This window comes from Joostella atrarenae, from assembly GCF_021764745.1.
In the GTDB taxonomy this organism is placed as follows: Bacteria; Bacteroidota; Bacteroidia; order Flavobacteriales; family Flavobacteriaceae; genus Galbibacter; species Galbibacter atrarenae.
The window spans coordinates 136,433-161,605 of record NZ_JAETXX010000001.1; the positions used below are offsets into that span (position 1 = coordinate 136,433).

At 33.6% G+C, this 25,173-nt stretch carries 21 protein-coding genes; 7 read left to right on the top strand and 14 right to left on the bottom strand.

The window, feature by feature from the left end; translation table 11 throughout:
* Positions 1-103: 103 nt before the first annotated feature.
* The 4 genes from JM658_RS00595 to dinB form a co-directional block, all read right to left on the bottom strand.
* Positions 104-1,300, bottom strand: a complete 1,197-nt coding sequence (locus tag JM658_RS00595) for an MFS transporter (RefSeq protein WP_236957288.1) — start codon at positions 1,298-1,300, stop codon at positions 104-106.
* 111 nt (positions 1,301-1,411) lie between these two features.
* Positions 1,412-2,788 (bottom strand): exonuclease domain-containing protein, encoded by a 1,377-nt coding sequence (locus JM658_RS00600; protein WP_236957289.1) that lies wholly within the window; start codon positions 2,786-2,788, stop codon positions 1,412-1,414.
* A gap of 176 nt (positions 2,789-2,964) precedes the next feature.
* Entirely contained in the window at positions 2,965-7,623 is a 4,659-nt protein-coding gene (locus JM658_RS00605; RefSeq protein ID WP_236957290.1) for a T9SS type A sorting domain-containing protein, read from the bottom strand.
* 137 nt (positions 7,624-7,760) lie between these two features.
* Entirely contained in the window at positions 7,761-8,864 is a 1,104-nt protein-coding gene (gene dinB, locus JM658_RS00610; RefSeq protein WP_236957291.1) for a DNA polymerase IV, read from the bottom strand.
* A gap of 126 nt (positions 8,865-8,990) precedes the next feature.
* Here dinB and JM658_RS00615 point away from each other — a divergent pair, with 126 nt between their 5' ends.
* From JM658_RS00615 to JM658_RS00625, 3 genes are read left to right on the top strand one after another with little or no spacing between them, the layout of a single operon-like run.
* Complete coding sequence (locus JM658_RS00615; protein ID WP_236957292.1) at positions 8,991-9,659, top strand: NAD-dependent epimerase/dehydratase family protein; 669 nt, start codon at positions 8,991-8,993, stop codon at positions 9,657-9,659.
* Positions 9,656-10,123 carry a CYTH domain-containing protein gene (locus JM658_RS00620; protein ID WP_236957293.1) on the top strand — a complete coding sequence of 156 codons (468 nt, stop codon included), beginning with the start codon at positions 9,656-9,658 and terminating at the stop codon, positions 10,121-10,123. The genes JM658_RS00615 and JM658_RS00620 overlap by 4 nt, the downstream gene beginning before the upstream one ends.
* Before the next feature lie 25 nt (positions 10,124-10,148).
* Positions 10,149-10,637: a YciI family protein gene (locus JM658_RS00625; protein ID WP_236957294.1), complete on the top strand. Its 489-nt coding sequence runs from the start codon at positions 10,149-10,151 to the stop codon at positions 10,635-10,637.
* Here the strand turns inward: JM658_RS00625 and JM658_RS00630 are convergent.
* From JM658_RS00630 to greA, 4 genes are read right to left on the bottom strand one after another with little or no spacing between them, the layout of a single operon-like run.
* Positions 10,629-11,912, bottom strand: a complete 1,284-nt coding sequence (locus tag JM658_RS00630) for an APC family permease (RefSeq protein ID WP_236957295.1) — start codon at positions 11,910-11,912, stop codon at positions 10,629-10,631. The genes JM658_RS00625 and JM658_RS00630 overlap by 9 nt on opposite strands.
* Entirely contained in the window at positions 11,909-12,781 is an 873-nt protein-coding gene (locus JM658_RS00635) for a polysaccharide deacetylase family protein (protein ID WP_236957296.1), read from the bottom strand. The genes JM658_RS00630 and JM658_RS00635 overlap by 4 nt, the downstream gene beginning before the upstream one ends.
* Positions 12,782-12,789: 8 nt before the next feature.
* Complete coding sequence (locus JM658_RS00640; RefSeq protein ID WP_236957297.1) at positions 12,790-13,710, bottom strand: hydroxypyruvate isomerase family protein; 921 nt, start codon at positions 13,708-13,710, stop codon at positions 12,790-12,792.
* Positions 13,711-13,770: 60 nt separating this feature from the next.
* Positions 13,771-14,247, bottom strand: a complete 477-nt coding sequence (greA, locus tag JM658_RS00645; RefSeq protein ID WP_236957298.1) for a transcription elongation factor GreA — start codon at positions 14,245-14,247, stop codon at positions 13,771-13,773.
* A 215-nt stretch (positions 14,248-14,462) separates the two neighbouring features.
* On the opposite strand from greA, the gene JM658_RS00650 reads away from it, so the two are divergent.
* From JM658_RS00650 to JM658_RS00660, 3 genes are read left to right on the top strand one after another with little or no spacing between them, the layout of a single operon-like run.
* Positions 14,463-14,903, top strand: coding sequence for a hypothetical protein (locus tag JM658_RS00650; RefSeq protein ID WP_236957299.1), 441 nt, complete (start codon positions 14,463-14,465; stop codon positions 14,901-14,903).
* Between the two features lie 11 nt (positions 14,904-14,914).
* Entirely contained in the window at positions 14,915-15,355 is a 441-nt protein-coding gene (locus tag JM658_RS00655; RefSeq protein WP_236957300.1) for a cytochrome c oxidase assembly factor Coa1 family protein, read from the top strand.
* A gap of 3 nt (positions 15,356-15,358) precedes the next feature.
* On the top strand, positions 15,359-15,874 hold the full coding sequence (locus JM658_RS00660) for a 5' nucleotidase, NT5C type (protein WP_236957301.1): 516 nt from the start codon (positions 15,359-15,361) through the stop codon (positions 15,872-15,874).
* A gap of 117 nt (positions 15,875-15,991) precedes the next feature.
* Here JM658_RS00660 and JM658_RS00665 read toward each other — a convergent pair whose 3' ends face one another.
* The 4 genes from JM658_RS00665 to JM658_RS00680 all read right to left on the bottom strand — a co-directional run bounded on the left by JM658_RS00665 (position 15,992) and on the right by JM658_RS00680 (position 20,328).
* Positions 15,992-16,747 (bottom strand): DJ-1/PfpI family protein, encoded by a 756-nt coding sequence (locus tag JM658_RS00665; protein WP_236957302.1) that lies wholly within the window; start codon positions 16,745-16,747, stop codon positions 15,992-15,994.
* Positions 16,748-16,757: 10 nt separating this feature from the next.
* Complete coding sequence (locus tag JM658_RS00670) at positions 16,758-17,192, bottom strand: carboxymuconolactone decarboxylase family protein (protein ID WP_236957303.1); 435 nt, start codon at positions 17,190-17,192, stop codon at positions 16,758-16,760.
* A gap of 71 nt (positions 17,193-17,263) precedes the next feature.
* A complete protein-coding gene (locus JM658_RS00675) occupies positions 17,264-17,830 on the bottom strand; it encodes a Crp/Fnr family transcriptional regulator (protein WP_236957304.1) in 567 nt (188 codons plus the stop codon).
* Between the two features lie 116 nt (positions 17,831-17,946).
* Entirely contained in the window at positions 17,947-20,328 is a 2,382-nt protein-coding gene (locus JM658_RS00680; protein WP_236957305.1) for a TonB-dependent receptor, read from the bottom strand.
* Positions 20,329-20,699: 371 nt separating this feature from the next.
* On the opposite strand from JM658_RS00680, the gene JM658_RS00685 reads away from it, so the two are divergent.
* Entirely contained in the window at positions 20,700-23,180 is a 2,481-nt protein-coding gene (locus JM658_RS00685) for an ATP-binding response regulator (RefSeq protein ID WP_236957306.1), read from the top strand.
* Here the strand turns inward: JM658_RS00685 and JM658_RS00690 are convergent.
* Both JM658_RS00690 and JM658_RS00695 read right to left on the bottom strand, forming a co-directional pair.
* A complete protein-coding gene (locus JM658_RS00690; RefSeq protein WP_236957307.1) occupies positions 23,177-24,544 on the bottom strand; it encodes a sigma-54-dependent transcriptional regulator in 1,368 nt (455 codons plus the stop codon). The two genes, JM658_RS00685 and JM658_RS00690, sit on opposite strands and share 4 nt — an antisense overlap.
* A 208-nt stretch (positions 24,545-24,752) precedes the next feature.
* The gene (locus JM658_RS00695; RefSeq protein ID WP_236957308.1) at positions 24,753-25,049 is read right to left on the bottom strand and encodes a hypothetical protein; all 297 of its coding nucleotides are present in this window, start codon (positions 25,047-25,049) and stop codon (positions 24,753-24,755) included.
* Positions 25,050-25,173: the final 124 nt, after the last annotated feature.

The following is a 25,173-nucleotide window of genomic DNA, read 5'->3' on the forward strand; positions in this document are numbered from 1 at the left end:
ATTCGTCTCCAAAGAATACACTACATCAATAATACATCAACAGGGATTATGCTTAAATTTTAACTTTATAAAAGCTTTTTCTACTGAAGGAAGAGCGCTAATTTTATACATTTCTAATACGTTGCGCATTTAATTGTGCAAAAGTCATTAATAAAAATAAAGAGAAGATTACCCAGCTAAAATGAATATTCATATCTAACATCCAACCTACAATAAGAGGCCCTAAAGCTGTGCTTAACACCATAAACATGGTAAATAAACTTCTTATAGTTCCCATTTGCTGGGTTCCATATATTTCTGCTATTACTGCAGTCTTTACCGTTCCTGCAACACCAACAGTGATCCCTGAAAGGATTAAAAAAATTAAAGCTCCAATAATACTATCTATAAATGCTAAGGCAAGCAATCCAAAACACATTGGAATTAAGTACACTCTAAATACTTTTTTTGCGGTATACTTATCTACCCAAAAACCGCCCGCTATAGAAAGTACAAACCGAGTAATAGCATACGCTGTAAAAAAAGAAGCATATAAAGTGAGCGACCACCCCTTTTCTTCAACAAAAAGATATTGATAAAAGAATATTGCTGTAGATATAAATCCTGTTGAAAAACTAGCAGGCATCATAATAAAAAACCGTTTATCACTAATCACCTCTTTAAACTGTTTTATCAGAAACCCCGCTGATGCTTTTTTTGTAACATCGAGATCAGCATCAAAGTGATCTAATTTCACGAAATACAGCCTTATTAGGTATAAAAGTAGAAAAACTCCACTTGCAATTGCTGCTATTTCGTAATCATACCATAAAATTATTGAAGCTATAGCTATAGGAAAAACAGCTTCTCCAACAGAATATCCTAAAGATGAAATACTAAGTGCTTTTCCTCTATCCGCAGTAAAATATTTTGACATTACCGTAAAACTAATGTGACTTAATAAACCTTGACCGCAAAGACGAAGTCCTGTAAAAGCAATAAATAATAAAGCAATATGATAATGAGAAACCCCTAATATAAAACACGAAATTGCCAAACCGAGAACTGTAAATGCTGTGACCTTTTTAATAGGTTTATGGTCCACAGTATGACCAACCGTAAGCATTATTACCGAAGAGATAACTGTACAAATTGCATATATACTTCCAAACCCTCCTTTAGATAAATCAAATGTTTTTAATATTTCGGGAACATATAATGAGATCAAAAATGTTTGTCCGAAACTAGATAGAAAAGTTAATACCCAGCCGAAGCTAATTTCTTTTGCATTGTTCTTTAAAAAAAGGAAGAAATTCTTCAAGAGTTAGTCGTTTTAGCTTTTAAAAAAACAAAGCTAAGAACATTATTTTAGTTTATAGACGAATACATATTAACTAACAATAAAACACTAGAACCTTAAAAATTAAATTCCTCAAGGTCTAATAATCGTAGTGTTCTCATTTTGGAGAATATGCTGCTGTATAATTCTCATTACATCACTGTCGCTATTTTGTAACTTAATATGATCTTTAAAATCTTCAAAATTATTAATTACTATTGACTCATCTATAAAACCGTAGCCTTTATAAATTCCATCTTCAACAAGTGCTATTCCTTTTTCATCAAAGGTTTTTCCTTTGGTTACAATTGCAAAACTTTTCGCCTCAATTTTCACTGATTTTATAGCAGCTTCAACTCTCTTATTATAATCGGCTGGGCTTTCTTCGTCAACACAAATTCCCATACAATCGTTAATCTTAAAATGATTACATTTCCCTGTAATACTTCCAGCAGGAAGAAGTTGGGTGTATTTTGGACACAGTTTAAAAGCCTCTGTTAACGTTTCTAAGAAATGAATACATTCGTTTATATTAAAAAATATTGCAATTGGATTTGTCACTAATTTTATTTTATTATACCCCAATTGCATAATCCCCTTTCTATTGGTGTACGCTAAAATTCCATATCCTTTATTACTGAGTTTTTGAGCACTATTATACTTTGGGAAATGGTGTTTTATAGCTACCGATTCCATCAATAAAGCCAATAATTCTGACCCTGACTCCTCAAAATCTATATGTGAGGTTTCTCTACAAAGCTCGATTTCTTTAGCTTTTTTATCATAAAAATGACTCAACACCCTCTTTTTAATATTGATAGCTTTCCCAACATAGATAATCTTTCCGCTGCTATCTTTAAAATAATAAACCCCTGGATTTTCTGGCAACCCATCATATGTTTCTTTTGCTAACAATGCAGGCAGTGCTGCTTCTCCACTTTTAGGATTTAGTTGTTTTTTAACCTCATTATTAGTATCATTTTTAAGTAATTTTTCAAAGAGAATAACGGTAGCATCAGTATCTCCCTTTGCTCGGTGGCGATCGTATAAAGGAATCTCTAAAGAGCTACATAACTTCCCTAAACTATAAGAACGTAAGCCTGGAAATATCTTTTTAGAAAGTCGAACTGTACATAGTTTCTTCCTGTTGAAATCAATTCCCAGCTCTTTAAACTCATTTCTAATAACATTATAATCGAAATTCACATTATGAGCTACAAAAACCTTCCCATCTGTAAAGTCCAATACTTCTGAAGCAATCTCCTTAAAAGTTGGAGCACCAGCAACCATATCATTATCTATACCAGTAAGCCTAACTACATGACTTGTAATTAATGCCTGCGGATTTACCAAAGTATGATATTCATCGATCACCTTTTCTCCATCATAAATAGCGATAGCTATCTCCGTTATTTTATTTCCACTCCCACTTAAACCCGTGGTTTCAACATCTATTATTGCGTAATTCATTTTTGGGATTTGGTATATTGTTTCGTTTTATAGCAGCAGAGACAATCAACTTTATTAATAACTACAAGCAATTTCTATGCCTAGAAATATAGTTTTAATATAATCGAAAAGCAACATTAAAAAAGCCCCTTGGAGCATCAAGGGGCTTTACAATAATTGTATAAATGATAAATTTATTACCTCTTTACCATTCGGATATCTTTAACTTCATGTCCGTTTTCTATAACTTTCAATATATAAATCCCTCTTGAAAGTCTAGAAAAATTAATAGGCTTTAAATTATACCCAACTTTAATTTTTACATTTTTTTCATGCTGCTTTAATTGCCCATTTAAATCATATACTTGCAACTCTAGCTTTGTTTTACTATTACTGTTTACCACTAAAGCCGCAGCATGCCGAACAGGATTCGGAATTAAATAAACACTAGCGATTGAAGTTTCATTAACCTCATCTGAGCAGCTTCCTAAAACAGCTCCCAAATTCAATAAATGAGGAACAGCATACTTAGATACACATAAAGAACGTCCTCTGTAGCAAACAGCTACTTTTTCAATCCATGGGTTATTTCCACAACTTACATCTTCAACTATTACAGTAATGCTCTCAGATTTAGAGCATCCATTAGCGTCTGTTACCGTTAATGTGTACGTAGTTGTTTCCTCTGGACAAACTGAAATTGTTTCTGTAATTTCCTCCGTATTCCAGTGAAATGAATATTCCCCTTCTCCACCGGAAATCATTTCAGCAGCAAGAGTAATACAATTGGTTTCTCCATATCCAGTAACTATTTTATCTACTTCTGGCATGAGTATCTCTATTCCTTCGGGCTCAGTAATTGTAAAATATTCTGTAACAGATTTTCCATTAACATCATACACTATAACATCATAATCTCCTGGGATTAAATCTGAAACACTTTGCGTTATTTCACCATTACTCCATAAATATTCATAAGGAGCTACTCCTCCGCTAACTTCAACAGAAGCCATCCCATTATCAGCTTCAGCACAGCTAATATTATTCACTATAACATTTTCTATAACTAGCGGTTCGATATTATCTAATGACAATCGGATCGAAACAGCAAAGTGATCTGAAACTGTACTAGTATAATCATTATCATAGAACTCGTAATGTACCGTCGCAGAATTCTCAATGAAATTATCTTCAAGCTCATTAGAAAGCGAAATATGGTCTATCATATTCTCTCTAAATGCATAAGATCGTTTTCCTGTTTCACTCAAAGAAAGCGTTGCCAAAAAGTACTCATCAGGATCGTTGATAAATGCTTCAAACGAAGAAACTGTAGTGTTTATACCATCAGCAACCGTTTCATCCAAATCATCATTATAATCTCCTGCTAAAATAAGATTCGATTCTGGGAACATAACATCCAGACTATCTTTAAGCACTTCCATATCGTATTTACGCATATCATATCTAAGCTGAGGCCCATTACTACTATTAGCACGCGCATGCAATGCTACAATATTTATTTCTTCGGAAGCTCCATTGATATTCACATCAGCTGTCATTAAAAAAGGAAGTCGACCACTAGCATAAAAACGATCTGCTTCAGAAGGATAATCTAATAAATATGAAGTATCTCCTCCGTTATAATAAGGATGTATTGACTTTAAGAGCGCTTGTGTTTTCTTTGGAGTTACTGTTGCAGTTTTATATATAAATCCAATTTTTTGCTTTGTTCCTGAATCATTTGGATACGAGGTAGCATCAGATAAAATAAAGTCATATCCATCCAACTCACCTACAGCCTGTGCAAAAAGTTCATCATCAGAAATCTCTACTACAGTATAAATGTCTGCATTTAATTTCTTTAAAATAGTGACAACACTATCTTTTTGAATTGCATCAGAATTTTGATTTCCAGCAGCTGGCGAATTCCCTTCATCTCCAAACCACTCTATATTCCATGTAACAATATCAAGTGTATTCTCTTTAGGAATATCAATTCCGTTATTCGGATCGAATGGTTCTGCACAAGCTAAATCCACTTTCATTCTTGGCAACAACTGAGCAAACTCATTAAAAGTTCCTACCACTCCAATAATTTCACTGCAGGTTTCTGGTTGCGCTAGTCCAGATAAACCTGCTACATTCCCATCTATTCTAAGTTCCCCCGTTCCTGATGCATCTGTAATTATTGTATTGGAGTCTCCAAAAAGTAGATCTCCAGGTGTTGGAAACGTTGCATCAGTTATTCTTACAAGTTGCCCACGATAATCTCCTAATTCAACTAGAGTAATATCCTTTGGCAATATAGGCTCATTAGGCACACCGTTACTTTCTACTGAAGAAACATTCCCTAATTGAATCTGATTATTAAATGACGAACGACTAGCGGTTACAGTTATAGAATCTCCGATTGCAAAATTTCCTCCAAAAATTTGTTCATCAAAAATTGCTATTCCCCCTGTATTATCTTGAAGATATGCAGGTCCGGCAAAATTATCGGCTACTGTTAGAACTCCAGTTATAGTTACTGTAGTTCCATCTGGAAGCGCTCTTGCTTCTACAATAGGAATAGTTTCTGTTGGCACAACCACTATCCCTTCATTTTGAACTCCAGGAGTAGGTTTTTTTGCTACGTAGCTACTTGTATTTAAAAAACCACCACTTCCATTAGGAATACGTTGTAACGAATGGTTGTCTTTATCTCCTTCTAGGTCTTCATTTAGCTGAGGTTCTCCAGCATTGAGTAATGTTAAAAGCTCAACATCGTCATCATCATTAGTATCGTAAACCACAGCATCGATCAATCCGCTTGTAGTTAAAACAGCTCCATTTTGAAAATCGTTTATTGATCCTTGATATAGCGCAACAGCATCAGCCCCATTTTGAAGTCCGTTGGCCCCAAATACAAGAGAAACATTTGCTACTCCCTCATTTCCTAAAACAAAATATCCATCAGCATTAGTAACATATCCGCTTAAATCAAACGCATTATAAACAGCATCTCCATTTCCATTATAAAGAACCAACACAAACCCATCTAGAGCAATATTACCAATACCTCCATCGTATAGTTCAATAAATTCAGCTACATCACTTCCAGGAGTATCCACGTCTATTTCGTTAATCAACAAGTTAATCTGCTCTAAAGCATTGGTATTACTTGTTCCAGGTGTAGGAATGGCTGCAACATAAGTTTCTGTATTTCTAAGTCCGCCGCTACCATTTGCATAACGCTGTAAAGAATGAAAATCTTTATTACTATTAAAGTCCTCGTTTACTTGAGGCTGATTGTCATTCAATAATACAAGTAATTCAGCATCATCACTATCGTTAGTGTCATATACAATAGCATCAATAAGGTTTGTTGTTTCAACTTCCGTCCCATTAGGAAAATCTGTAGCATCTGCCTGGTATAGTGCCACAGCATCAGCTCCATTTTGAAGTCCGTTGGTTCCAAATACAAGAGAAACATTTGACACTCCCTCATTTCCTAATACAAAATATCCGTTTGCATTTGTAGTGTATCCATCTAGGTCGTACGCATTATAACTCAAATCATTCGAGCCATTATAAAGAACAAGTGTAAGTCCATCCAAAGAAGAATTCCCTACTCCGCCATCATACAACTCAATAAATTCAGCTGTATCTGTACCTTCTGTATCTGCATCAATTTCATTGATGAGTACAATTGCATCTGTTCCCCCGTCATTATCTTCAAAAATTTTATTTGCTGAATTTGGAGTATTTATTGCTTCTCCATCTTCAGAAGTAGCATCAGGGTAATCTGGCAATCCTTCGCCATTAAAACCATTACGCACCCAATCTGAAATTGCATTAGAATCAATACTATTAGGTATTCTTGATGCACCACCTACAGTAAATGTGCTTCCATCAAAAGCAGGGGTTAAAACTGTTTCTGCATAAGTAATATCTTCATTATCATTATCTTTAACCGCTACGGCATCAATAAGAGTTTCCCACGGAAAGTTATCAATCGTTCCATCTGCATCCGAATCTATTTGATCGCCAACACTTCCAGTAAAATTCTCCACTAGAAGTAAAGTCAATGATCCATTTTCAAATTCATTAGAAAAAAAAGGAGTGGTATAATATCCCTCGATATTAGTAGTTCCTAATTGAAAAGCTCCATCTATAGTTCCCGCAGAAGAAATATCTCCTTCAATTTCAAGAATCCAATACAATGATAAATCGGTTTCTGCCTTACCAAAAACCTCAACATACTCATTCGTATCGCTACCTGTGTGATTAAAAACAAACTCATTAATAACAGGAGTAATTTCTAATACTCCAAAATTCTGATTTGTATTAATACCTCCAAATGTTGAAGTATCTTGAGCTTCCCAAGAGAATTCTGAATAATCTGTACCTGTTCCTATCAAAGCTAATGAGGCGCCTTCTGAAGTACTACTATTGCTCTGTGCAACACCGATATCTTCACTAAGCATTCCGCTAGCAGGGCCTTCAGATGCTACAAAAGTTCCTTCATAGCTTAAAAATTGAATAACAGTATTACTTACATCCACAAGAGCAATACCATCAGGGCTTCCATTTTGGATACCGTTTGATGGCAATGTAATATGGGCTACCCCATAACCATTACTCAAATCTGCAATAACAGCATTAATTGTAACTGTATTATAAACTGTCCCATTAGAGCCGTTATAGAGCACAATGTTATAGAGTGAAAGATCTGTTCCTTGCGGGGCAGCAATCTCGATGCTTTCCCCCACATCAGACCCTGCATTATCATAATGAAGTTCATTTATAAATACACTTTGAGAAAAAGTATAAAATGAAGATAATGCAATAAATAAAGAGAGTAGAAATCTTTTCATATATTATTTTTTATAGGTTAACTATAACAAAAATAACATCTATTTCTATTCAATGCTGAATATCAATGTTATATAATTGTTAGTCAAAAACAATATTCGAATTATTTTCTACAAAAATCACTTTTTACAGGAGTTCCCTAAAAATCAAATTTCAGTTGTACGGTCACTGTTTTTTGTTCTTGTGGCTCTTTTTTCTTTTTTTCAGTATTTAAGTTAGCTAAAGATATTCCTAGTAGACGAACCGAATTCTCTAACTTCTCTTGATAAAGCAACTCTTTTGCTGCTTCTAAAATCAAATTTTTATCAGCAATAAAATAATTCAGCGTTTTACTTCTTGTTTGCAACTTAAAATCACTGTACTTTATTTTTAGAGTTACTGTTTTCCCTGCTATTTTACTTTTTTTGAGTCGGCGTTCTAATTCGTTAGCTATATTCTCTAAGCGCTCCAGCATAAATACTTCGCTACTTAAATTTTCGCTAAAAGTACGCTCTGCTCCTACAGATTTTGGAATCCTATTTGGTTTCACTTCACTTAAATGAATTCCTCGAACTACGTGGTAATAAAAAGCACCACTTTTTCCGAAATGCTCTGTTAAAAACTCGACAGATTTTTCTTTTAAATCCTTCCCAGTAAAAATTCCTAATTGATACATTTTTTGTGTAGTCACTTTCCCTACACCATAGAATTTTCTAATCTCTAATGCCTCTAAAAAAGGAATCACCTCGTGAGGTTCTACCGTTTTCTGGCCATTGGGTTTATTATAATCACTTGCTATTTTAGCGACGAATTTATTTATTGATATCCCCGCGGAAGCTGTTAATCCGACTTCATTTAAAATACGTTCACGGATTTCAATAGCGATATTGCTTGCCGAGGGATTGCCTTTTTTATTTTCGGTTACATCTAAATAAGCTTCATCTAAAGAAAGTGGCTCTACAAGGTCCGTATAGTCTAAAAAGATCTTCCGTATTTTAGAGGATATCTCTTTATAACGATCAAATCGAGGGCGAACAAATATAATGTCAGGGCAATTTTTCTTTGCCATATATCCACTCATTGCACTTCTAACTCCATACTTACGTGCTTCGTAACTTGCTGCAGAAACAACGCCTCGCTTTTCACTTCCTCCAACGGCGAGTGGCTTTCCCTTTAAACTAGGATCATCCATTTGCTCTACAGATGCGTAAAATGCATCCATATCTACATGAATTATCTTTCGTAAAGGGAGCTTTTCTTCCATATGCAAATTTAACCTAAAATCAACTCTTCAATTTACAATAACAACAAATATTAACTAACTTTATAAATCTACTTTACTGGGTTTTCGCAAAAGCTATAAAACCCTATAAATTATAATAAAGGAATTATGGAAGAGGGAAAAACAGCAATTATTTTAGGAGCAACTGGACTTACTGGCTCTACATTATTAAAGCAACTTCTTAACGATGACCGCTATAAAACGATTAAACTCTTTTCTAGAAGTTCTATAAACAAAGAAAACCCGAAAATTAAAGAATATATAGTAGATATGTTTGATCTTATGCTTCATCATAATGATTTTACTGCTGATGAGGTTTTCTGTTGCATAGGAACCACAAAATCTAAAACCCCTGATAAGGCTAAATATAAAGCCATAGATTATGGAATTCCAGTTGCCGCAGCAATGTTGTGTAAAAAGAATAATATCAAGACATACGCAGTGATCTCTTCTATGGGAGCTGACTCAGAAAGTGCTATTTTTTATAATCGCATTAAAGGAAAAATGGAAGATGAAGTTATGAGCCTCCATATTCCAAAAACATTTATCTTGCAGCCTTCCTTAATCGCTGGTAAAAGAGATGAAAGTAGACCTGCAGAGTGGTTTTTTAAGCAACTGATGAAGGGGCTTAATTATATTATGGTAGGTCCACTAAAAAAATACCAATCTATAACACCAGATAAAATAACTAAAAGCATGATTTATCTAGCTAATAGTAATAGAGGAACTGCAGTTATTAAAAATGATGAAATTCAACAAATTGCTAAAAACTTATGATAGAAATAGAACGTAAATTCTTAGTTACATCTGGTGATTATAAGAAAGACGCCAAAAATAAAACTAGAATTGTTCAAGGGTTTTTAAATAAAGATCCTGAACGTACAGTTCGAGTTAGGATAAAAGGAAATCAAGGGTTTCTAACTATAAAAGGAATTTCTAACGAAAGTGGAACTAGTAGGTTCGAATGGGAAAAAGAAATCTCAATAGAAGAGGCAGAGACGCTATTAAAGATATGCGAAAAAGGTGTTATTGATAAATACCGATATGAAATACCTTCAGGGAAACATATTTATGAGGTCGATGAGTTTTTTGGAGATAATGAAGGACTCACAATTGCAGAAATAGAACTATCTAATGAGAATGAAAATTTTGATAAGCAAACGTGGCTTGGTAAGGAGGTAACTGGAGATGTAAAATACTACAACTCGCAACTGAGTACTAATCCTTTTAAAAATTGGTAGCTTATAACAAAACCTCTATTTACTCATGAAACTATTTTTGTTTACTTTAATAATTATCACCACGATTTCTTGTAAAGAACCAGCGCCTAAAAAAGTGCTTACTTCCGAAGAAAAGACACCTTCATTAACAACGTTACAGCTAAAAGAGCAGCTTACAGAAAAGGGCTTTGAAATCTTTGATTATGTGGATGAAAAAACTGGAGACACTATTTTAATGCAACAATATTTCATTGCTTTTTTAAAACGTGGAAAAAATCGTTCTCAAAGTAAAGCTACAGCAGATAGCTTACAGAAACTCCATTTATCCCACCTTGGAAAAATGTATGAAAAAGGATATGCAGATATCTCTGGTCCGTTTGGTGATGATGGTGAGATTAGAGGAATTACTATTTACAATGTTCCTACGTTAAAAATGGCCGATAGCTTAGCTAATTCTGACCCTATGGTAAAAGCTGGAAGACTAGAAATCGAAATCCATCCATGGTGGGCTGCCAAAGGATTCCCGTTACGATGAGGTGTCGAAATAACGCTTATACACAAATTCCATTATAAAACATACAAGAACAATTCCTAGGGAGATACTTATTCCTAATGGGTTTGTTCCGTATTGCTGAATTATAAGCGCTAAAGAGGCAATTACGCACAATAGAAATCCAATAAGGGTAATCCATTTCTTAGCTTTTACTTCTGATGATTTTTTAAAACCTACATAATTTACAGTTGCAAAAATGAGTAAGAATCCAACACTTCCAGCCGTAGAAATACTCTCTAGTTTAAGTAAATTAACAATTACTAAAGTTAGTATTGCTGTAATTAATAATCCTATCGGTTGATTCCAAAACATACTTGTTAATTCATGTGGCAACTCATCATCCTTAGCAATCTCATAGCTCACTCTACTCCCGCCATACAAAGTGGCATTAATAGCAGAAAAAGTAGAAATTAATGCTGCTACAGTAATAATTGTAAATCCAACCTGACCAAGCATAGGTTTTGCTGCTTCTGCCAATACATAATCTTCTGCATCTGCAATCTCCGAAAAAGGCAACGAGCCAACGGTTACTACCGCTATAATTACATATAGAAAGATCACAAAAAGTACGGCATAGAAATATGCTTTAGGCACATTCTTCTCTGGGTCTTTTAAATCTGAAACAGAATTAGCAATTAACTCAAAACCTTCATAGGCTACAAAAATCACCATTCCTCCAGTAAGTAATTGGATTGGTGGCTCCCAGTTAGAAAATGCCAATTGATCTAAACTAGAACTATCTTTTAGTCCGTAGAGGCCAATAATAACGAAGCCTATCAGAATAACCAATTTTATAATTACAGCATAATCTTCTATTTTACCGACTACTTTGATGCTATAATAGTTAATCGCAGTTGCAAATATTACAATGACACTAGAATAAATATGAGAGTCTATTGCATTATCTCCAGTAATTTCCCACAAGTTTGGAGCGTAAGAACCAAAGGCGGAAGCGTATAAAGCAAGCATAATAATATAACTCACCCAGAGTAAATTATTAATCCCTCCACTAAAGATATTCTTTCCAAAACCTTCGTTAATAAACCTAACAGTACCTCCACGATCTGGATAAGCAAGTGATAATTTTACATAACTATAGGAAGTAAATAAAACAATGATTCCAGCAATTAAAAAAGCAACAGGAGTACCTCCTTTTGCTAATGATACTGCAAGGCCAAGTACAGCAAAGATTCCTCCACCGACCATTCCTCCTATTCCGATTGAAATTGCCTCCTTTAATCCTATTTTATCACTCATAGATCTTGTAACGCATTATTAATATCCTTCCAGTTAACTAATTTAACGTTTTTTTTCTCTAATAATGCTCTTGTTTTCTCTTTTGTAAAATAATCAAAATCCTCTTGCCGCCATTCAGCACCAAAATTGGGGTGCTCAAAAGCCACTCCTTGCATTTCAGAATCATTAAAAGCAGGGTGAATTAATATTATATTAAATCCAGGCTGTAAACTATTAATTGCGTGGTCATAATATGCTTTCAATCCTTCTCCCTCAAACCAACTCCATGTTCCTGTAAAGACATTCTCAATGGTAAAGTCAGATTCCAAAACATACTTTTCTGTATTCATATTAAAATCTCCCAACAATTGTTTACTGAGAAACACAGGGATATTATACTCCTTTCCTAATTCTCGATATACATTTATAATCGCTTCTGTTAACCCCAAACAAAACATGTGAGAATCTAAATGTGTAGGCTTCACTCCCAAAGAAATCGCTAATTCTATTTGAGCCTTTAATTCTTTTTTTACTTCTGAAGGAACTGCATTTTGTTTTACCATTGCCCTTTTAGGATAAAAATATCCATTCTCATCTACAAGACTAGGAACTTCTTTAGGTGATAAAACAGGTCCGAACTTATAATTTTTCCATTCGCAGGTAAGCGTCAAATGGATTCCATAATCAAATTGTGGATTCTCTTTCGCATACATTACCATTTCATATGCCCAAGGGCAAGGCATCATAATACTAGTAGAATTTACAATTCCCTCTTCCAACGCTAATTTTGTAGCTTGATTTTCAGCAAAACACAAACCCGCATCATCAGCATGGATTATTAGGAGTTTATCTGTTTCTGAAAAACCTAATGCTTCAATTATTTTTTTCATATTCCTTACTAAAAGTTATCCATCTCTTTATAGGCATCAATAACTGCTTGCTCTCCTATTTTTCCGTCTTTTGAATTTCCATGTTCCATTCCTAGAACACCATCAAAGCCTTTATTATGAATATATTTAAAGATATTTTTATAGTTAATTTCCCCCGTAGTCGGTTCATTTCTCCCTGGGTTGTCTCCCATTTGGAAGTATGCAATTTCATTCCAAGAGGCTTCAATATTTGGAATTAAATTTCCCTCTGTTATTTGCTGATGATATACATCAAATAATATTTTACATGATGGGGAATTAACAGCTTTACAAATTTCGTAAGCTTGCGCAGATTTCTTTAAAAATAGTCCTGGATGGTCTCTAAAGTTTAAAGGTTCCAAAACCATTACAATTCCGTGAGGTTCTAAAATTTTTGATGCTTGTTTTAATGATTCTACAACATTAGCTGTTTGGTAACCATGTTCTAATTTTAAATCTACATGGCCAGGAACAACAGTAATCCACTTAGCTTTTACTCTTTTGGCAACAGCTACAGAATCTTTTATTTCTTCTAAAAATTCCTGCCGAAGTTTTTCATCACCACTTGTTAGATTTGGCTTAGTCCAATAAATAGTATGTGCCACAAAAACACCCATTGTAATGCCTCTTTCTTGCATCACTTTTGCCATAGCTTCTTGTTCTGCAATTGGTCGCTGGCGCATATTATTATCTTCAAAAGCTGTAAAACCTTGATCTGCCATGAAGTTTAGCTGATCGATAACATCATCTCCCGCTAGATCTTTAAACATTCCTAAATGGGGAGCATATTTTAATTTGAAGTTGTGTTTTTCTAAATTGGATGGTTTTGAAAAAGCAAAGGCTCCAGTAGTTAATACTGAAGCCCCAACACTTGTTGCTATTGTATGATTAAGAAATTTCCTTCTATGCATTGGTTTTGGTTTTTGTAATGAAAACTAAATATACAAAAAACCAAAAACTGAAATTTAGTTTTAGTCTCTAGAAATTTCTAATATTTCAAATTCCAAAATTCCATTAGGAACTTTTACCTGTGCGATGTCTCCAACAGACTTTCCTAGAAGTCCTTTTCCTATAGGAGAATTTACAGATATCTTTCCTGTTTTTAAATCGGCTTCGCTTTCTGCTACCAATTTATATGTCATTTCCATACCATTTGCATGGTTCTTTATCTTAACATTAGAAAGCGCCAATACTTTAGAGGTATCTAATTGTGATTCATCTATAACACGAGCTCCAGACAGAGTTTCTTCTAATTTAGAAATACGCATTTCTAATAATCCTTGTGCCTCTTTTGCTGCGTCATATTCTGCATTCTCAGATAAATCTCCTTTATCTCTTGCTTCTGCTATTGCTTGTGATGCTTTTGGGCGTTCTATGCTCTTTAGCCTATCTAATTCAGCTCTTAATTTCTTTATTCCTTCTTCTGTGTAATATGATACGTTACTCATAACTTCATCGTTTATAAATACAAAAAATCCCCTTTATCAAAAGAGAATTCTCACAAATATACAAAATTTTAATCAACGTTTATACTGAAATAATCATAGAAAATATATTATACTAGAATATTTATCCTTCTTAATTATTTAAGCAATATCACCCCTTAGAAAAAGTCTTTAGGTTTTGAATTTATTGTAAATTGCCGAAATATATTTATTTAAAAATGAAACACATATTATACAGCTTATTCACACTATTTATATTTAGCGCATGTAGTGGCGATGATTCTTCTTTTGATAATCCTAATCTTATAGAACCAGGGTTTAGCTATTCCATAAACCTAAATTTACCTTTGTATGCTGGTCTAGCAACTCCAGGAACCGCAGTTTATGTTAACGATTCTAATGTAGGCATTAGAGGGATTTTTGTTATCAATCTTTTTGGAAGTTATAGAGCTTGGGAAGCTAGTTGTCCAAACCATCCGCCAAACAATTGTTCTACAATGACTTTGAGCGGTGTAACTTGTAAATGTAGCTGTGAAGAATATGAATATGAGCTGGCTGGAGGAAGTTTAATTTCTGAACCTACAGGAGAAACAAGTACATATCCATTACAAGAATATAATGTAACTGCAAACGGAAGCATTATTAAAATTTCAAATTAAAAACTTAGGTGATGAATAACGAATTGCTACCACAAAAAAGCTGGTGGGAGAAAAACAAGAAATGGTTTTTCCCTGCATTAGTTATTATCACTGCTTTGTTTATTTTATATTATCAATCGGGTTCTAACAAACATCTTACAAATTATGTACAAGGTTACAATGAAACCGCTTTATACGAAAATGCCTTAGAAAAAGCACAAGCAAACGAGCGTGTAAAAACTGTTTTAGGAACATTAGATCCTATAAATAAACTCTCTCTAGTAGAAGGAGAAATCCAATATACCAATAACAACAATTCTGTATCTTATACCATTAAAATTAATGGAGAAAACGGAAAAGGACTTATGGATGTTTCTGCTGATAAAATTGAAGACCAATGGAACTATACCTCCATAAAAGTAAGAATCAAGAATCCTCCAGAAAATAAAGAAACAATAGTTATACTAGAATAAATAATGAAAAGATTACTTGTAGACATGGATGGTGTTTTAGCAGACACCTACGAACAATTTATTCGTTTAGAATTTGAAGAAACAGCCAACAGAATTACTAAGGAAGAAATTTCTGGAATCTCTGAAGACAAAGCCTTTCCTAATTTTGAAAAGCATGTTAGGCAAGAAGGTTTTTTTAGAAATCCACCTGTTATGAAAGATGCTGTTTCAGTGATGGAAAAACTAAATAAAGCATATGAGATTTTTATCGTTTCCTCTGCTATGGAATTTCCAAATAGTTTACGAGAAAAATACGATTGGTTGGAAGAGCATTTCCCATTTTTATCATGGAAACAAATAATTTTATGTGGATCGAAAGTCGCTGTAAAAGGAGATTTCTTAATCGATGATCATTTTAAAAATCTTGACCCTTTTGAAGGGAAATCCATCCTCTTTACACAACCTCACAATAACAAATCTGATGACAACGGTCATCAACGGGTTGGAAGCTGGAAAGAAATTGAAAAAATGCTATTATAAATCGGTTATGATTATACAACTCGAGCTTTAAACTAAATTTAGAGCCTCCAAAAAATAAAAATGGCGTTAAGATTTTTTCTCTTAACGCCATTTTGTTTTTATGTTCTTAAGGAAGAATTATTCCTCATCATCAAAATTCCAATCTTTCAGTCTATCTAAATACAAATACGATTCTACAAACAGTCGCTGTTCTTTACTGCTCATTTTTTCTAAAAGCTCCAAAGAAGAAATATAACTCGCTAAATTTCCATTTGAAGAAAGGAATTTTCCGTCTTCCATATAACTCACTTTAGCATCATCTTGTACCAATAAATCTGGGTAATCTTTTTGAAGCTGCTCTCCACCGCCAATCCATGTTACGATTTTCTTCCCACTAGCAATTCCAGATTTACCGATAAGTTGCGCACCACCACAATTGCTAACAGTGTACTTAGTTTCTTTATTTTTTTCAATAATAAAATTAACTAGCTTTTCATTTCTAACAGCTGTCCACATATCATATGCACTAGGTACAAAAAGTACAGTTAGCTTTGGCGCATTTTCAAAAGTATTGTCTGGTACGATAACAAGTCCTTCTTCTGTGGTTACAGGATCTAAAGTCTCGGCAATTGTAACTACATTAAACAGTTTCTCTCCTGCTTCCGTATGCTTAGAAAACACATCTATTGCAGCAGTAACTTCGGTCATTAAAACCTGATCATACATTAACAATCCAATTGTAGGTAGGTTCTCATCAATCTCTTTCGTTGGGGCAGCTACACTTTTCTCTTCTGGAGCGGCTACAACCTCAGCATTTTCCTTTTTAGGATTTTCTGTATTACAGCTTGCAAAAGCTAATACAAAAAGCATTAAAATCTTACTTATTAATTTCATTGTTCTTTTTTTAAAATGGTTTGTGTGTACTTACAGCAATTCTATTCCATGCATTTATGGTAGTAATTGCCATAATAATCTGTGCTAAATAATTTTCATCAAAAAATTGAAGTGCCTTTTTATACACCTCCGACGATAATCCTTTTTGATGAATTAAAGTCACTTCTTCTGTTATTTGTAAAATCACCTTTTCTTCTTCCGAAAATAAATCGGTTTCTCTCCAAGCGCTTATTAAAAAAATGCGTTGTTGTGTTTCGCCGTACTTTAAAGCATCTTTAGTATGCATATCAATACAAAATGCACAACTATTTATCTGTGAAGCTCTAATCTTAATAAGCTCTTTATGGGTATTAGTCAATTTTGTTGTTCCTAAATATTTTTCTAGCGCATACATTGCCTTATAAGCTTCAGGTTCTAACACATCTATTTGAATTCTTTTCTCCATAATTAACAATCTATATTTTCAACAAAAATATAGACTATAAGTTATAAAAAAATTAATCTAGATTAAGAAAATTATTTAGCGCGTAATTTACTTAGGTATTCTGGTGTCAATCCTAAAAAAGTAGCTATTAAATATTGAGGAACGCGATTTACAAACTCGGGGAATTCATCTCTAAATCGGAAGAAAATTTCTTCTTTTGAAAAGCTAAAAATGTATTGCATCCGTTTTAAAGCTGCACCGTATGCAATTTGATAAATACTTCTAAAATATACCTCCAGTTTTGGGAAACGCTCTAATAACTCCTTTTCTTTATTTGCTTTTATAACTAAAACTTCTGAAGCTTCAATTGCCTGAATATTAAATTCTGTTTCCTTCTGATGATAAAGTGCCTGTGCATCAGAAAGCCACCAATTTTCAATAGCAAATTGCAAGGTTTTTTCTACTCCCTTTTCATCAGTAAAAAACATATGAAGGCAGCCGCTTAAAACAAAGTAATTAGCATCACATATTTTCCCTGCTGACATAATACATTCCTTCTTACGCAATGTAATTACCTCAACATAATTGGTAATCTCTTGAAACTCTTCTTCGGTTACCTCAACAAATTTGTTTAAATGCTGAAAAAAACGATCTACCATTGATGCATATTTTATAAAGTATTTCAAAGTTAATGTAAATAATAGCATCAAAAAAGCACCATCCAAAACATAAGAGTTCTGAATGGTGCTTTAATTATTTCTTTGATGTTTTAAATCTAAAATGTAATAGTAGCGCCTACTAAAAAGTTAATTCCTGCTTGCGGATAATATCCAGTCCCATCATACGTAGTGGTCGAACCATCGTCATTACCAACATCGTAAGTATAATAATATCCATTAGAAATGTATTCAGCATCAAAAATATTATTTACCAAACCACTTAATACAATCGACTTAAAGAAACTATCTGTTTCTATGGTGTATTGTACATTAAAGTCGTTTACAAAATAACTCTTCAACTTAGAATTTTCTACATCAGAATTTCCTAAATACTGCTCAGAAACATACTTAGAAAGCAACGATAGTTGAAGATTATCTATCGGCAAATATGTAAACGTATTTCCTGCTACAAAGTTGGGAGAGTATGAAATATTTGTGTCGCCTAAATCTGTTACTTGTCCATCTATTTGAGTATAAAAATCTAAATTCTTATTTGTACTCAATGCAAAGTTGGGTTTCAGTAAAAATTTATCAGCAAAAAAGAAAGTTGCATCAACTTCCAGCCCTAAACGATAGCTGTCTCCAACATTCTCACGAAGTGGTGCTCCAACATCATTAAGCGCTCCTGTAAGCACCAATTGGTTTTTGTAACGCATATAATAGGTATTTGCATTCACTTTAATTTTAGCACTTGAATAACGCCAACCTAATTCAAAATCGTTTAATTCTTCTGGCTCAGGATCGCCACTTTCATAATCGTTTCTATTTGGCTCCCTATTAGCGCGAGCGTAAGAAAAATAAAGATTATTAGCATTATTAATAGTGTAAGTAAGTCCCGCTTTCGGATTGAAAAAATTAAAGTCATCATCTACCAAACCGGTATCATCTCCGTTAGCTTGATAAGAAACATAACGGTATTGCAAATCTCCATACAAGCTTAAATCGTCTGTTAATTTATAATTCAGCTTAGCATACGCATTAAAGTCAGTTTTCACAGAATTATCGTTGTAATATCGATCGCGAATTTCACTGTCTGCAGCATAACGAGCCCAAATAATTTCTCCGTAATGGTCGCCTTCATATTTATTCCAAGCTCCACCAGCAATAAATTCTACTTTCTCATTCTCATATTTAGCAGAAAATGTAGTTCCATAAAACTGATTACTCAGCCATCTTCTACGAATTAAATCGGTTGTATTTACCAAATCTCCATCTACAGTAATAGGATCGAAATCGTATGTATCAAAATCATCATCTTGGCGATATTGCTCAAAAAAACCTCTCCCTCGCGTATAATGAATAGCTAGATTTGTATTCCAATTTTCTGAGATTTGCTCATTCCAATGCAATTGAAAATGGTCTTGTTTATAGTCGTCAACCTCATTGTCATAATAGTCAACTACATTTCCATTTTCATCATAAATTGCACCCGCACTATTAAAAGTTCTTCCATACGCATCGATTTGATATTGCTCAATACCATTCCACGATTGATAAGTAATTTGGTGTCCTCCAAAAACCAATGCTTTTATCAATGTATTATCATCAACATAAGCTCCTTGTAAAAAATAAGATTCTAAATCTGAAGATGCTCTATCTATATATCCATCGGATTTAATTCTTGAAAGTCTTCCTGAAACTTCAAAATGATCATTTAATTTCCCAGAACTGAACTTTATGTTTGCTTTACGAGTATCGAAACTTCCTATAGACCCAGAAATCTCAGCATAGGGATTTTCTGCAACAGCATCTGTTAATAAATTCAGACTTGCTCCAAAGGCACCCGCTCCATTTGTAGATGTTCCTACACCACGTTGCAATTGTAAATTTTCTACTGAAGAGGAAAAATCGGGCATATTCACCCAAAAACTACCATGAGATTCAGAGTCGTTATATGGAATCCCGTTGATCGTTACATTTACACGTGTAGCATCACTTCCACGGACGCGAATCCCTGTATATCCAACTCCAGCACCAGCATCGGAAGTAGTAACAACAGAAGGCAAATACCCCATTAAAACAGGAATATCTTGACCTAGGTTTCTAGGCTCGATATCTTCTGCTGAAAGATTAGAAAAAGTTACTGGAGAATCTGCAGTAACACGAATAGCAGATACTAAAACCTCATCCAACATAACATTATCTTCCGTAATCTGAACATCTAATTGTGTATTCTCTGTTACTTCGATTGTCTTTTTAATTGGATGTTGAGCAGAAAAAGTGAAAATAATAGTGTGTGTCCCTGCTGGAATTTCTAGCTCATAATAGCCATTTGCATCGGTTTGCGTACCAGTATTACTGTTCTCTAATAATACGGTTGCTCCTGGAACTCCAATACCTTCTTGATCTGTAAAAGTTCCTGAAACCTTAAATTCTTGGGCAGTACTAACGCCTACCGCTAAAAATAAAAAACTGAAAAATGTGAATAAAAACTTCATTCGTAATTTGTTTACGAATAAAAGGGGTAATTATTCTTCGTTTGATTAAAATTAAATTATTACCTGTAAAAAAGCTTTGTAGAAATATTTGTTTCTCGACTCCGCTCGAAAAGACAGTTACTTATATCTTTTCAAATTTACATTTAAAAACCGCTTTTAAGCTCGGTCTCCCTAAACAGCATTACCTGTTCTAGGTTCCATGGGTATAATCTCAGCCTTTTTAGATTATAAATGAATAATTTCATATATCCGCTATAATTAAAAAGCACCCCTTTTGAGATGCCGCAAATCTACAAAACAGATTGCTCTATACAGAAATATTTTGAGAAAACTTTTAGAAGCTTTTAACAAGGTTTATTTACCTTTAAAAAATGGAAAAATCGAAGAGCAGAATTCCTTTAAAGGTGTTACTAAGTTACCTCGCTTTAGTATCGTTGGTTGTTGTGGTTGGATGGTTGGTTTCTAAAGAGCTAAGCTCTTTTACACAGGCACAGCAAGATGAGACCAAAGAGAAGAACAAAATACTCCGCATAGGCAAGCTTCTTACTTTAATGTATGAAAGTGAAAGTTTTGCCCGCTCTGCCATTCAATCTAATTACAGGCAACCATACCTCGATTTCTTAGAAAAAAACGACTCTATTTCCATACAGATAGATTCTATAAAGCAGCTTATTAATCAGCCGTATCAATCTAAGTTACTAGACAGTGTTAATTTTTTACTTCAGCAGAAAATAAAAAACATAAAAGATCTCAGAAAACTCCGAATAAATGACACTTCAGAAAAAACTATAGAAAGTACTATTGAAAAACTTTCTAATATTGAAGATCAATTGGGAAGATTATCTTTAAAAGATTTTGTTGAAGATCCTGATAATTTAGATCCTGAAACTAAGGAGAAACTATTGGAATATATCGATATTAATAACCGCTATATTCCTAGAGATGCTAGTAATTCTGTAGATCAGAAGACATTAGACTCTATTGTAACGGCCTCTAGAGAAATGCTTCAGAATGTAAAAAAAGAGACTTCTTCTCAGAAATTATCATTAGCAATAAAAGAACGACAGTTATTAAGAAACGATCTTAACACCTCTCAACAATTAAGGCAAATTCTAGCAGCTTTCGAAAATGAATTTGTAAACAATGCGAGAGCTTTAAACATAGAAAGAGAACGTGTACTCCAAAGAAGTATTCGAGTAATCACAATCGCCGCCATTATTGGAGCTATTTTAGTGGTTTTATTTTCAATTATCATATTAAGAGACTCATGGCGAAGTCAACAATATAAAAAGCAAATTGAAGATTCTAACGAGCACAATAAGCTTTTATTAAAAAGTCGAGAGCAACTTATATCTATGGTAAGTCACGACCTTAGAACGCCATTGAGTACAATTTTAGGCTACACAGAATTACTTAAAGATGGTAACTTAAATGAAAAAGAATCGCATTATACAGACCGCATAAAAAATGCCTCTTCTTATGTGACACAATTGGTAGACGACTTGCTTGATTTCACGAAACTAGAAGCTGGAAAAATTAATATTGAGCGAATTTCTTATGATCTAAATACATTGATTACTGAAACTGCCGAAAGTGTACAATCTATTTACGCTACGCGAGACATCAAATTGATTATTGATATTGATGAGGCTATCGATAAACTTTTATTAGGAGACCCTTTTCGAGTGAAACAGATATTATCTAATCTAATTGGAAATGCCTATAAATTTACAGAAAAGGGAAGTATTACCGTGAAAGCACGCTTAAAGAAAACGAGCGACCATAAAGAATTGTTATCAATATCTGTTATCGATACTGGAATAGGAATCAAGAAAGAGAAACAAAAAATTATATTCGAAGAGTTTACGCAGGCCGAAGGTGATACCGAGAAAAAATATGGAGGAAGCGGACTTGGACTTACTATTTCTAGGAAGTTAAGTAATCTGTTGGACGGGAACTTATATTTAGAAAGTAAAGAAGGAAAAGGGAGTTCTTTTTCTTTTGTTTTTCCTGTTGAATTTAGCACGCAAGAACCTGTATTAAAAAAAGAACTTCAAGATAATATCGTTGATGAAGAGAATCCGCTAACAATGGCTGATAAAAAGTACACAGCAATTGTTATTGATGATGATGAAACACTTCTTAGGTTAAATAAAGAAATCTTAGAGAACAATAACATCAAAGTTTTTGCTTTTAACAGTGGGAAAAAGGCTTTAGAAAAGATTACAACTATAGCATATGATTTTATTATAACAGATATTCAGCTTCCGTCTTTTAATGGATTTTATTTTGCTGAAACACTCCGTTCGGAAGCTCAGTATAATTACAACAATCAACCAATAATTGCAGTAACTGGAAGGAAAGATCTCAATAAAGAAAGTTATATAGAAGCAGGATTTGCAGAGTTTCTGTTTAAACCCTACGAGCCTAAAGCACTTCTTAATAAAGTATCTATTGTACTTAATGAGTCGGAAACCCCAATTGAAAACAAAGAGGTTACTACAGAAACAAATAAAGAAGATAGGCTTTACGACCTCTCTTCTTTAAGCTCCTTTTTAAGCGACGAAGAAGCAATGCTTCATATTTTGGGTGTTTTTAAAGAAAATACTAAAAAAGATCTCAAAGATTTAAAAGTTCATATCGACAATGAAAATCTTGAGGAAATCAGAAAAATTGGTCATAAAATGCAGACTATGTTCAAGCAAATAGATGCTCAAACCGTAGTTCCAATTCTTAACTTTTTAGAACATTTTAAAGAGGAAGATAAAAAGCAATTACGTGCCAACTATAAAGCGCTTAAGAAAAATATAAAACTAACATTTGCAGCTATAGATAAGCACATAGAAAATTAAGCTTCTATCTCGTACTCTTTTATCTTATTGTAAAGTGTTTTTCTGGTGATATTAAGTAACCTTGCAGCTTTAGATTTATTATTTCCCACTTCATTTAAAGCATTTATAATAAGATCGCGCTCATTGTCTTTAGTGGAAAAAGATTTCACTTGACTGCGTTCTTTTGGTGGCGCAGTTATTTCCATTGGTAATACATTCTTTTCGATAAGTCCCCCTTGGGTTAATAAAGCAGAGCGCTTTATAACATTAGACATCTCTCGTAAGTTCCCTGGCCATTTATATTGCTGAAAAATGGCTATTACTTCATCAGAAAAACCTACCACATCTTTATCAAGCTGCTCATTTGCCATATTTAAAAAATGATCGGCAAAAATTAAAAGGTCTTCTTTCCTTTCATATAAATTAGGCACTTTTATAGAAAACTCATTTAATCGGTGGTAAAGATCTTCTCGAAACTGACCCGTTTCCACAGCTTTTAATAAGTCTTCATTGGTAGCTGTAATCAATCGGATATCTACCTCTATTTCTTGGTTACTTCCTATTGGTTTTATTTTACGCTCTTGAAGCGCTCTTAGGAGTTGTATCTGATTTTCATAAGAAAGATTTCCTACTTCATCTAAAAAAATGGTTCCGCCGTTAGCAGCTTCAAAATGACCAATTTTATTATTTACAGCACCTGTAAAAGAACCTTTAACATGCCCAAAAAATTCGCTGGCAGCGATTTCTTTAGGAATAGCTCCACAATCTACAGCAATAAAACTAAAATCTTTTCTGCTACTATTATCATGGATTCTCTTAGCAACCACTTCTTTCCCTGTACCGCTATCTCCAGTAATTAAAACAGACATACTTGTGGGCGCTACCAATTTTATATACTCATTTAGCTTTGTAGAAGCAGCACTTATTCCTGCTACCGTTTTTTTAGGAAGTGCATTTTTATTTTTACCTGACTTATTTTGCTTAGTACTTGTTGCTTTTTCTGATGAAAGTCCACTTGATTGTTGATCGCTTTTTAAAGCATTTTGAATAACAATTAAAACTTCATCTTGATTAAAAGGCTTTGAGATATAATCAAAAGCTCCTTTTTTCATTGCTTTTACCGCAGTAGATACCTCTGCATATCCTGTCATTAAAATTACAGGTGTATCTGGATGCTTTTCTTTTACTTTAATTAAAACCGCAATCCCATCATCATCAGGAAGTCTCAAATCTGTAAAAACTAGGTCGTAAGTATTGTTGGAAAGCTTTTTCCCTGCTTCTTCTGATGAATACGTAGCGTCTACCGTAAAGCCATTCTTCTTTAAGAATCGCTCCAGCATTGCTGAAAAAGTAACATCATCTTCTATCAATAAGATTTTTGGCATTCTATAGTGGGTTTCTACAAAAATAGGAAGTTATTACACGGCATTTTTAAAAAAAATCATAAAAAAAGGATGGCTTTCACCATCCCCTAAACAAAATATGACTTTGTTTTGCACTTTTATGTGCTTTGCTATTATCTAATTAAGATTCTTAATTTCTTATAAACGTTCTAACGTTGATCTATAAAAATAGAAAAACACGTTTATATGATTATTTCTGAATCCATTCTCCATCTTCTGTAGCATATAAATTAGAAGTTTGATCTCCTACAACTACTTGGATTTTATATTCTCCTTCATCATTTTTAAATGCTTTTGAAACTTCAATTCCTGGGAAGTCGGCTTCTAATGCATCTGTAATTGCTGATGGAAGTTCTGAAGTATCTATCGGAGTATATTCATCTTGAATTACATGAATTTCTGTTTCATTATTTAAAACTACTGGTGCAGCTGCGAAAGATGCAAAACTACTTAATGCTATAACTGATGCTAATACTAACTTTTTCATATCTATATTTTTTTGATTAAACTATTATTTAAATACTTACTTTATTAAAAGCTATTTTTATACCACAATCTTAAAAAACCAAATAAACAGCTATATAACAGTCGTTTACATTAGAAACGTCTTT

Bases quoted from the DNA above. Each gene is read 5' to 3' on its own strand.
- JM658_RS00600 (WP_236957289.1), bottom strand. From the start codon at position 2,788: ATGAATTACGCAATAATAGATGTTGAAACCACGGGTTTAAGTGGGAGT.
- JM658_RS00605 (WP_236957290.1), bottom strand. From the start codon at position 7,623: ATGAAAAGATTTCTACTCTCTTTATTTATTGCATTATCTTCATTTTAT.
- dinB (WP_236957291.1), bottom strand. From the start codon at position 8,864: ATGGAAGAAAAGCTCCCTTTACGAAAGATAATTCATGTAGATATGGAT.
- JM658_RS00615 (WP_236957292.1), top strand. From the start codon at position 8,991: ATGGAAGAGGGAAAAACAGCAATTATTTTAGGAGCAACTGGACTTACT.
- JM658_RS00620 (WP_236957293.1), top strand. From the start codon at position 9,656: ATGATAGAAATAGAACGTAAATTCTTAGTTACATCTGGTGATTATAAG.
- JM658_RS00625 (WP_236957294.1), top strand. From the start codon at position 10,149: ATGAAACTATTTTTGTTTACTTTAATAATTATCACCACGATTTCTTGT.
- JM658_RS00630 (WP_236957295.1), bottom strand. From the start codon at position 11,912: ATGAGTGATAAAATAGGATTAAAGGAGGCAATTTCAATCGGAATAGGA.
- JM658_RS00635 (WP_236957296.1), bottom strand. From the start codon at position 12,781: ATGAAAAAAATAATTGAAGCATTAGGTTTTTCAGAAACAGATAAACTC.
- JM658_RS00640 (WP_236957297.1), bottom strand. From the start codon at position 13,710: ATGCATAGAAGGAAATTTCTTAATCATACAATAGCAACAAGTGTTGGG.
- greA (WP_236957298.1), bottom strand. From the start codon at position 14,247: ATGAGTAACGTATCATATTACACAGAAGAAGGAATAAAGAAATTAAGA.
- JM658_RS00650 (WP_236957299.1), top strand. From the start codon at position 14,463: ATGAAACACATATTATACAGCTTATTCACACTATTTATATTTAGCGCA.
- JM658_RS00655 (WP_236957300.1), top strand. From the start codon at position 14,915: ATGAATAACGAATTGCTACCACAAAAAAGCTGGTGGGAGAAAAACAAG.
- JM658_RS00660 (WP_236957301.1), top strand. From the start codon at position 15,359: ATGAAAAGATTACTTGTAGACATGGATGGTGTTTTAGCAGACACCTAC.
- JM658_RS00665 (WP_236957302.1), bottom strand. From the start codon at position 16,747: ATGAAATTAATAAGTAAGATTTTAATGCTTTTTGTATTAGCTTTTGCA.
- JM658_RS00670 (WP_236957303.1), bottom strand. From the start codon at position 17,192: ATGGAGAAAAGAATTCAAATAGATGTGTTAGAACCTGAAGCTTATAAG.
- JM658_RS00675 (WP_236957304.1), bottom strand. From the start codon at position 17,830: ATGGTAGATCGTTTTTTTCAGCATTTAAACAAATTTGTTGAGGTAACC.
- JM658_RS00680 (WP_236957305.1), bottom strand. From the start codon at position 20,328: ATGAAGTTTTTATTCACATTTTTCAGTTTTTTATTTTTAGCGGTAGGC.
- JM658_RS00685 (WP_236957306.1), top strand. From the start codon at position 20,700: ATGGAAAAATCGAAGAGCAGAATTCCTTTAAAGGTGTTACTAAGTTAC.
- JM658_RS00690 (WP_236957307.1), bottom strand. From the start codon at position 24,544: ATGCCAAAAATCTTATTGATAGAAGATGATGTTACTTTTTCAGCAATG.
- JM658_RS00695 (WP_236957308.1), bottom strand. From the start codon at position 25,049: ATGAAAAAGTTAGTATTAGCATCAGTTATAGCATTAAGTAGTTTTGCA.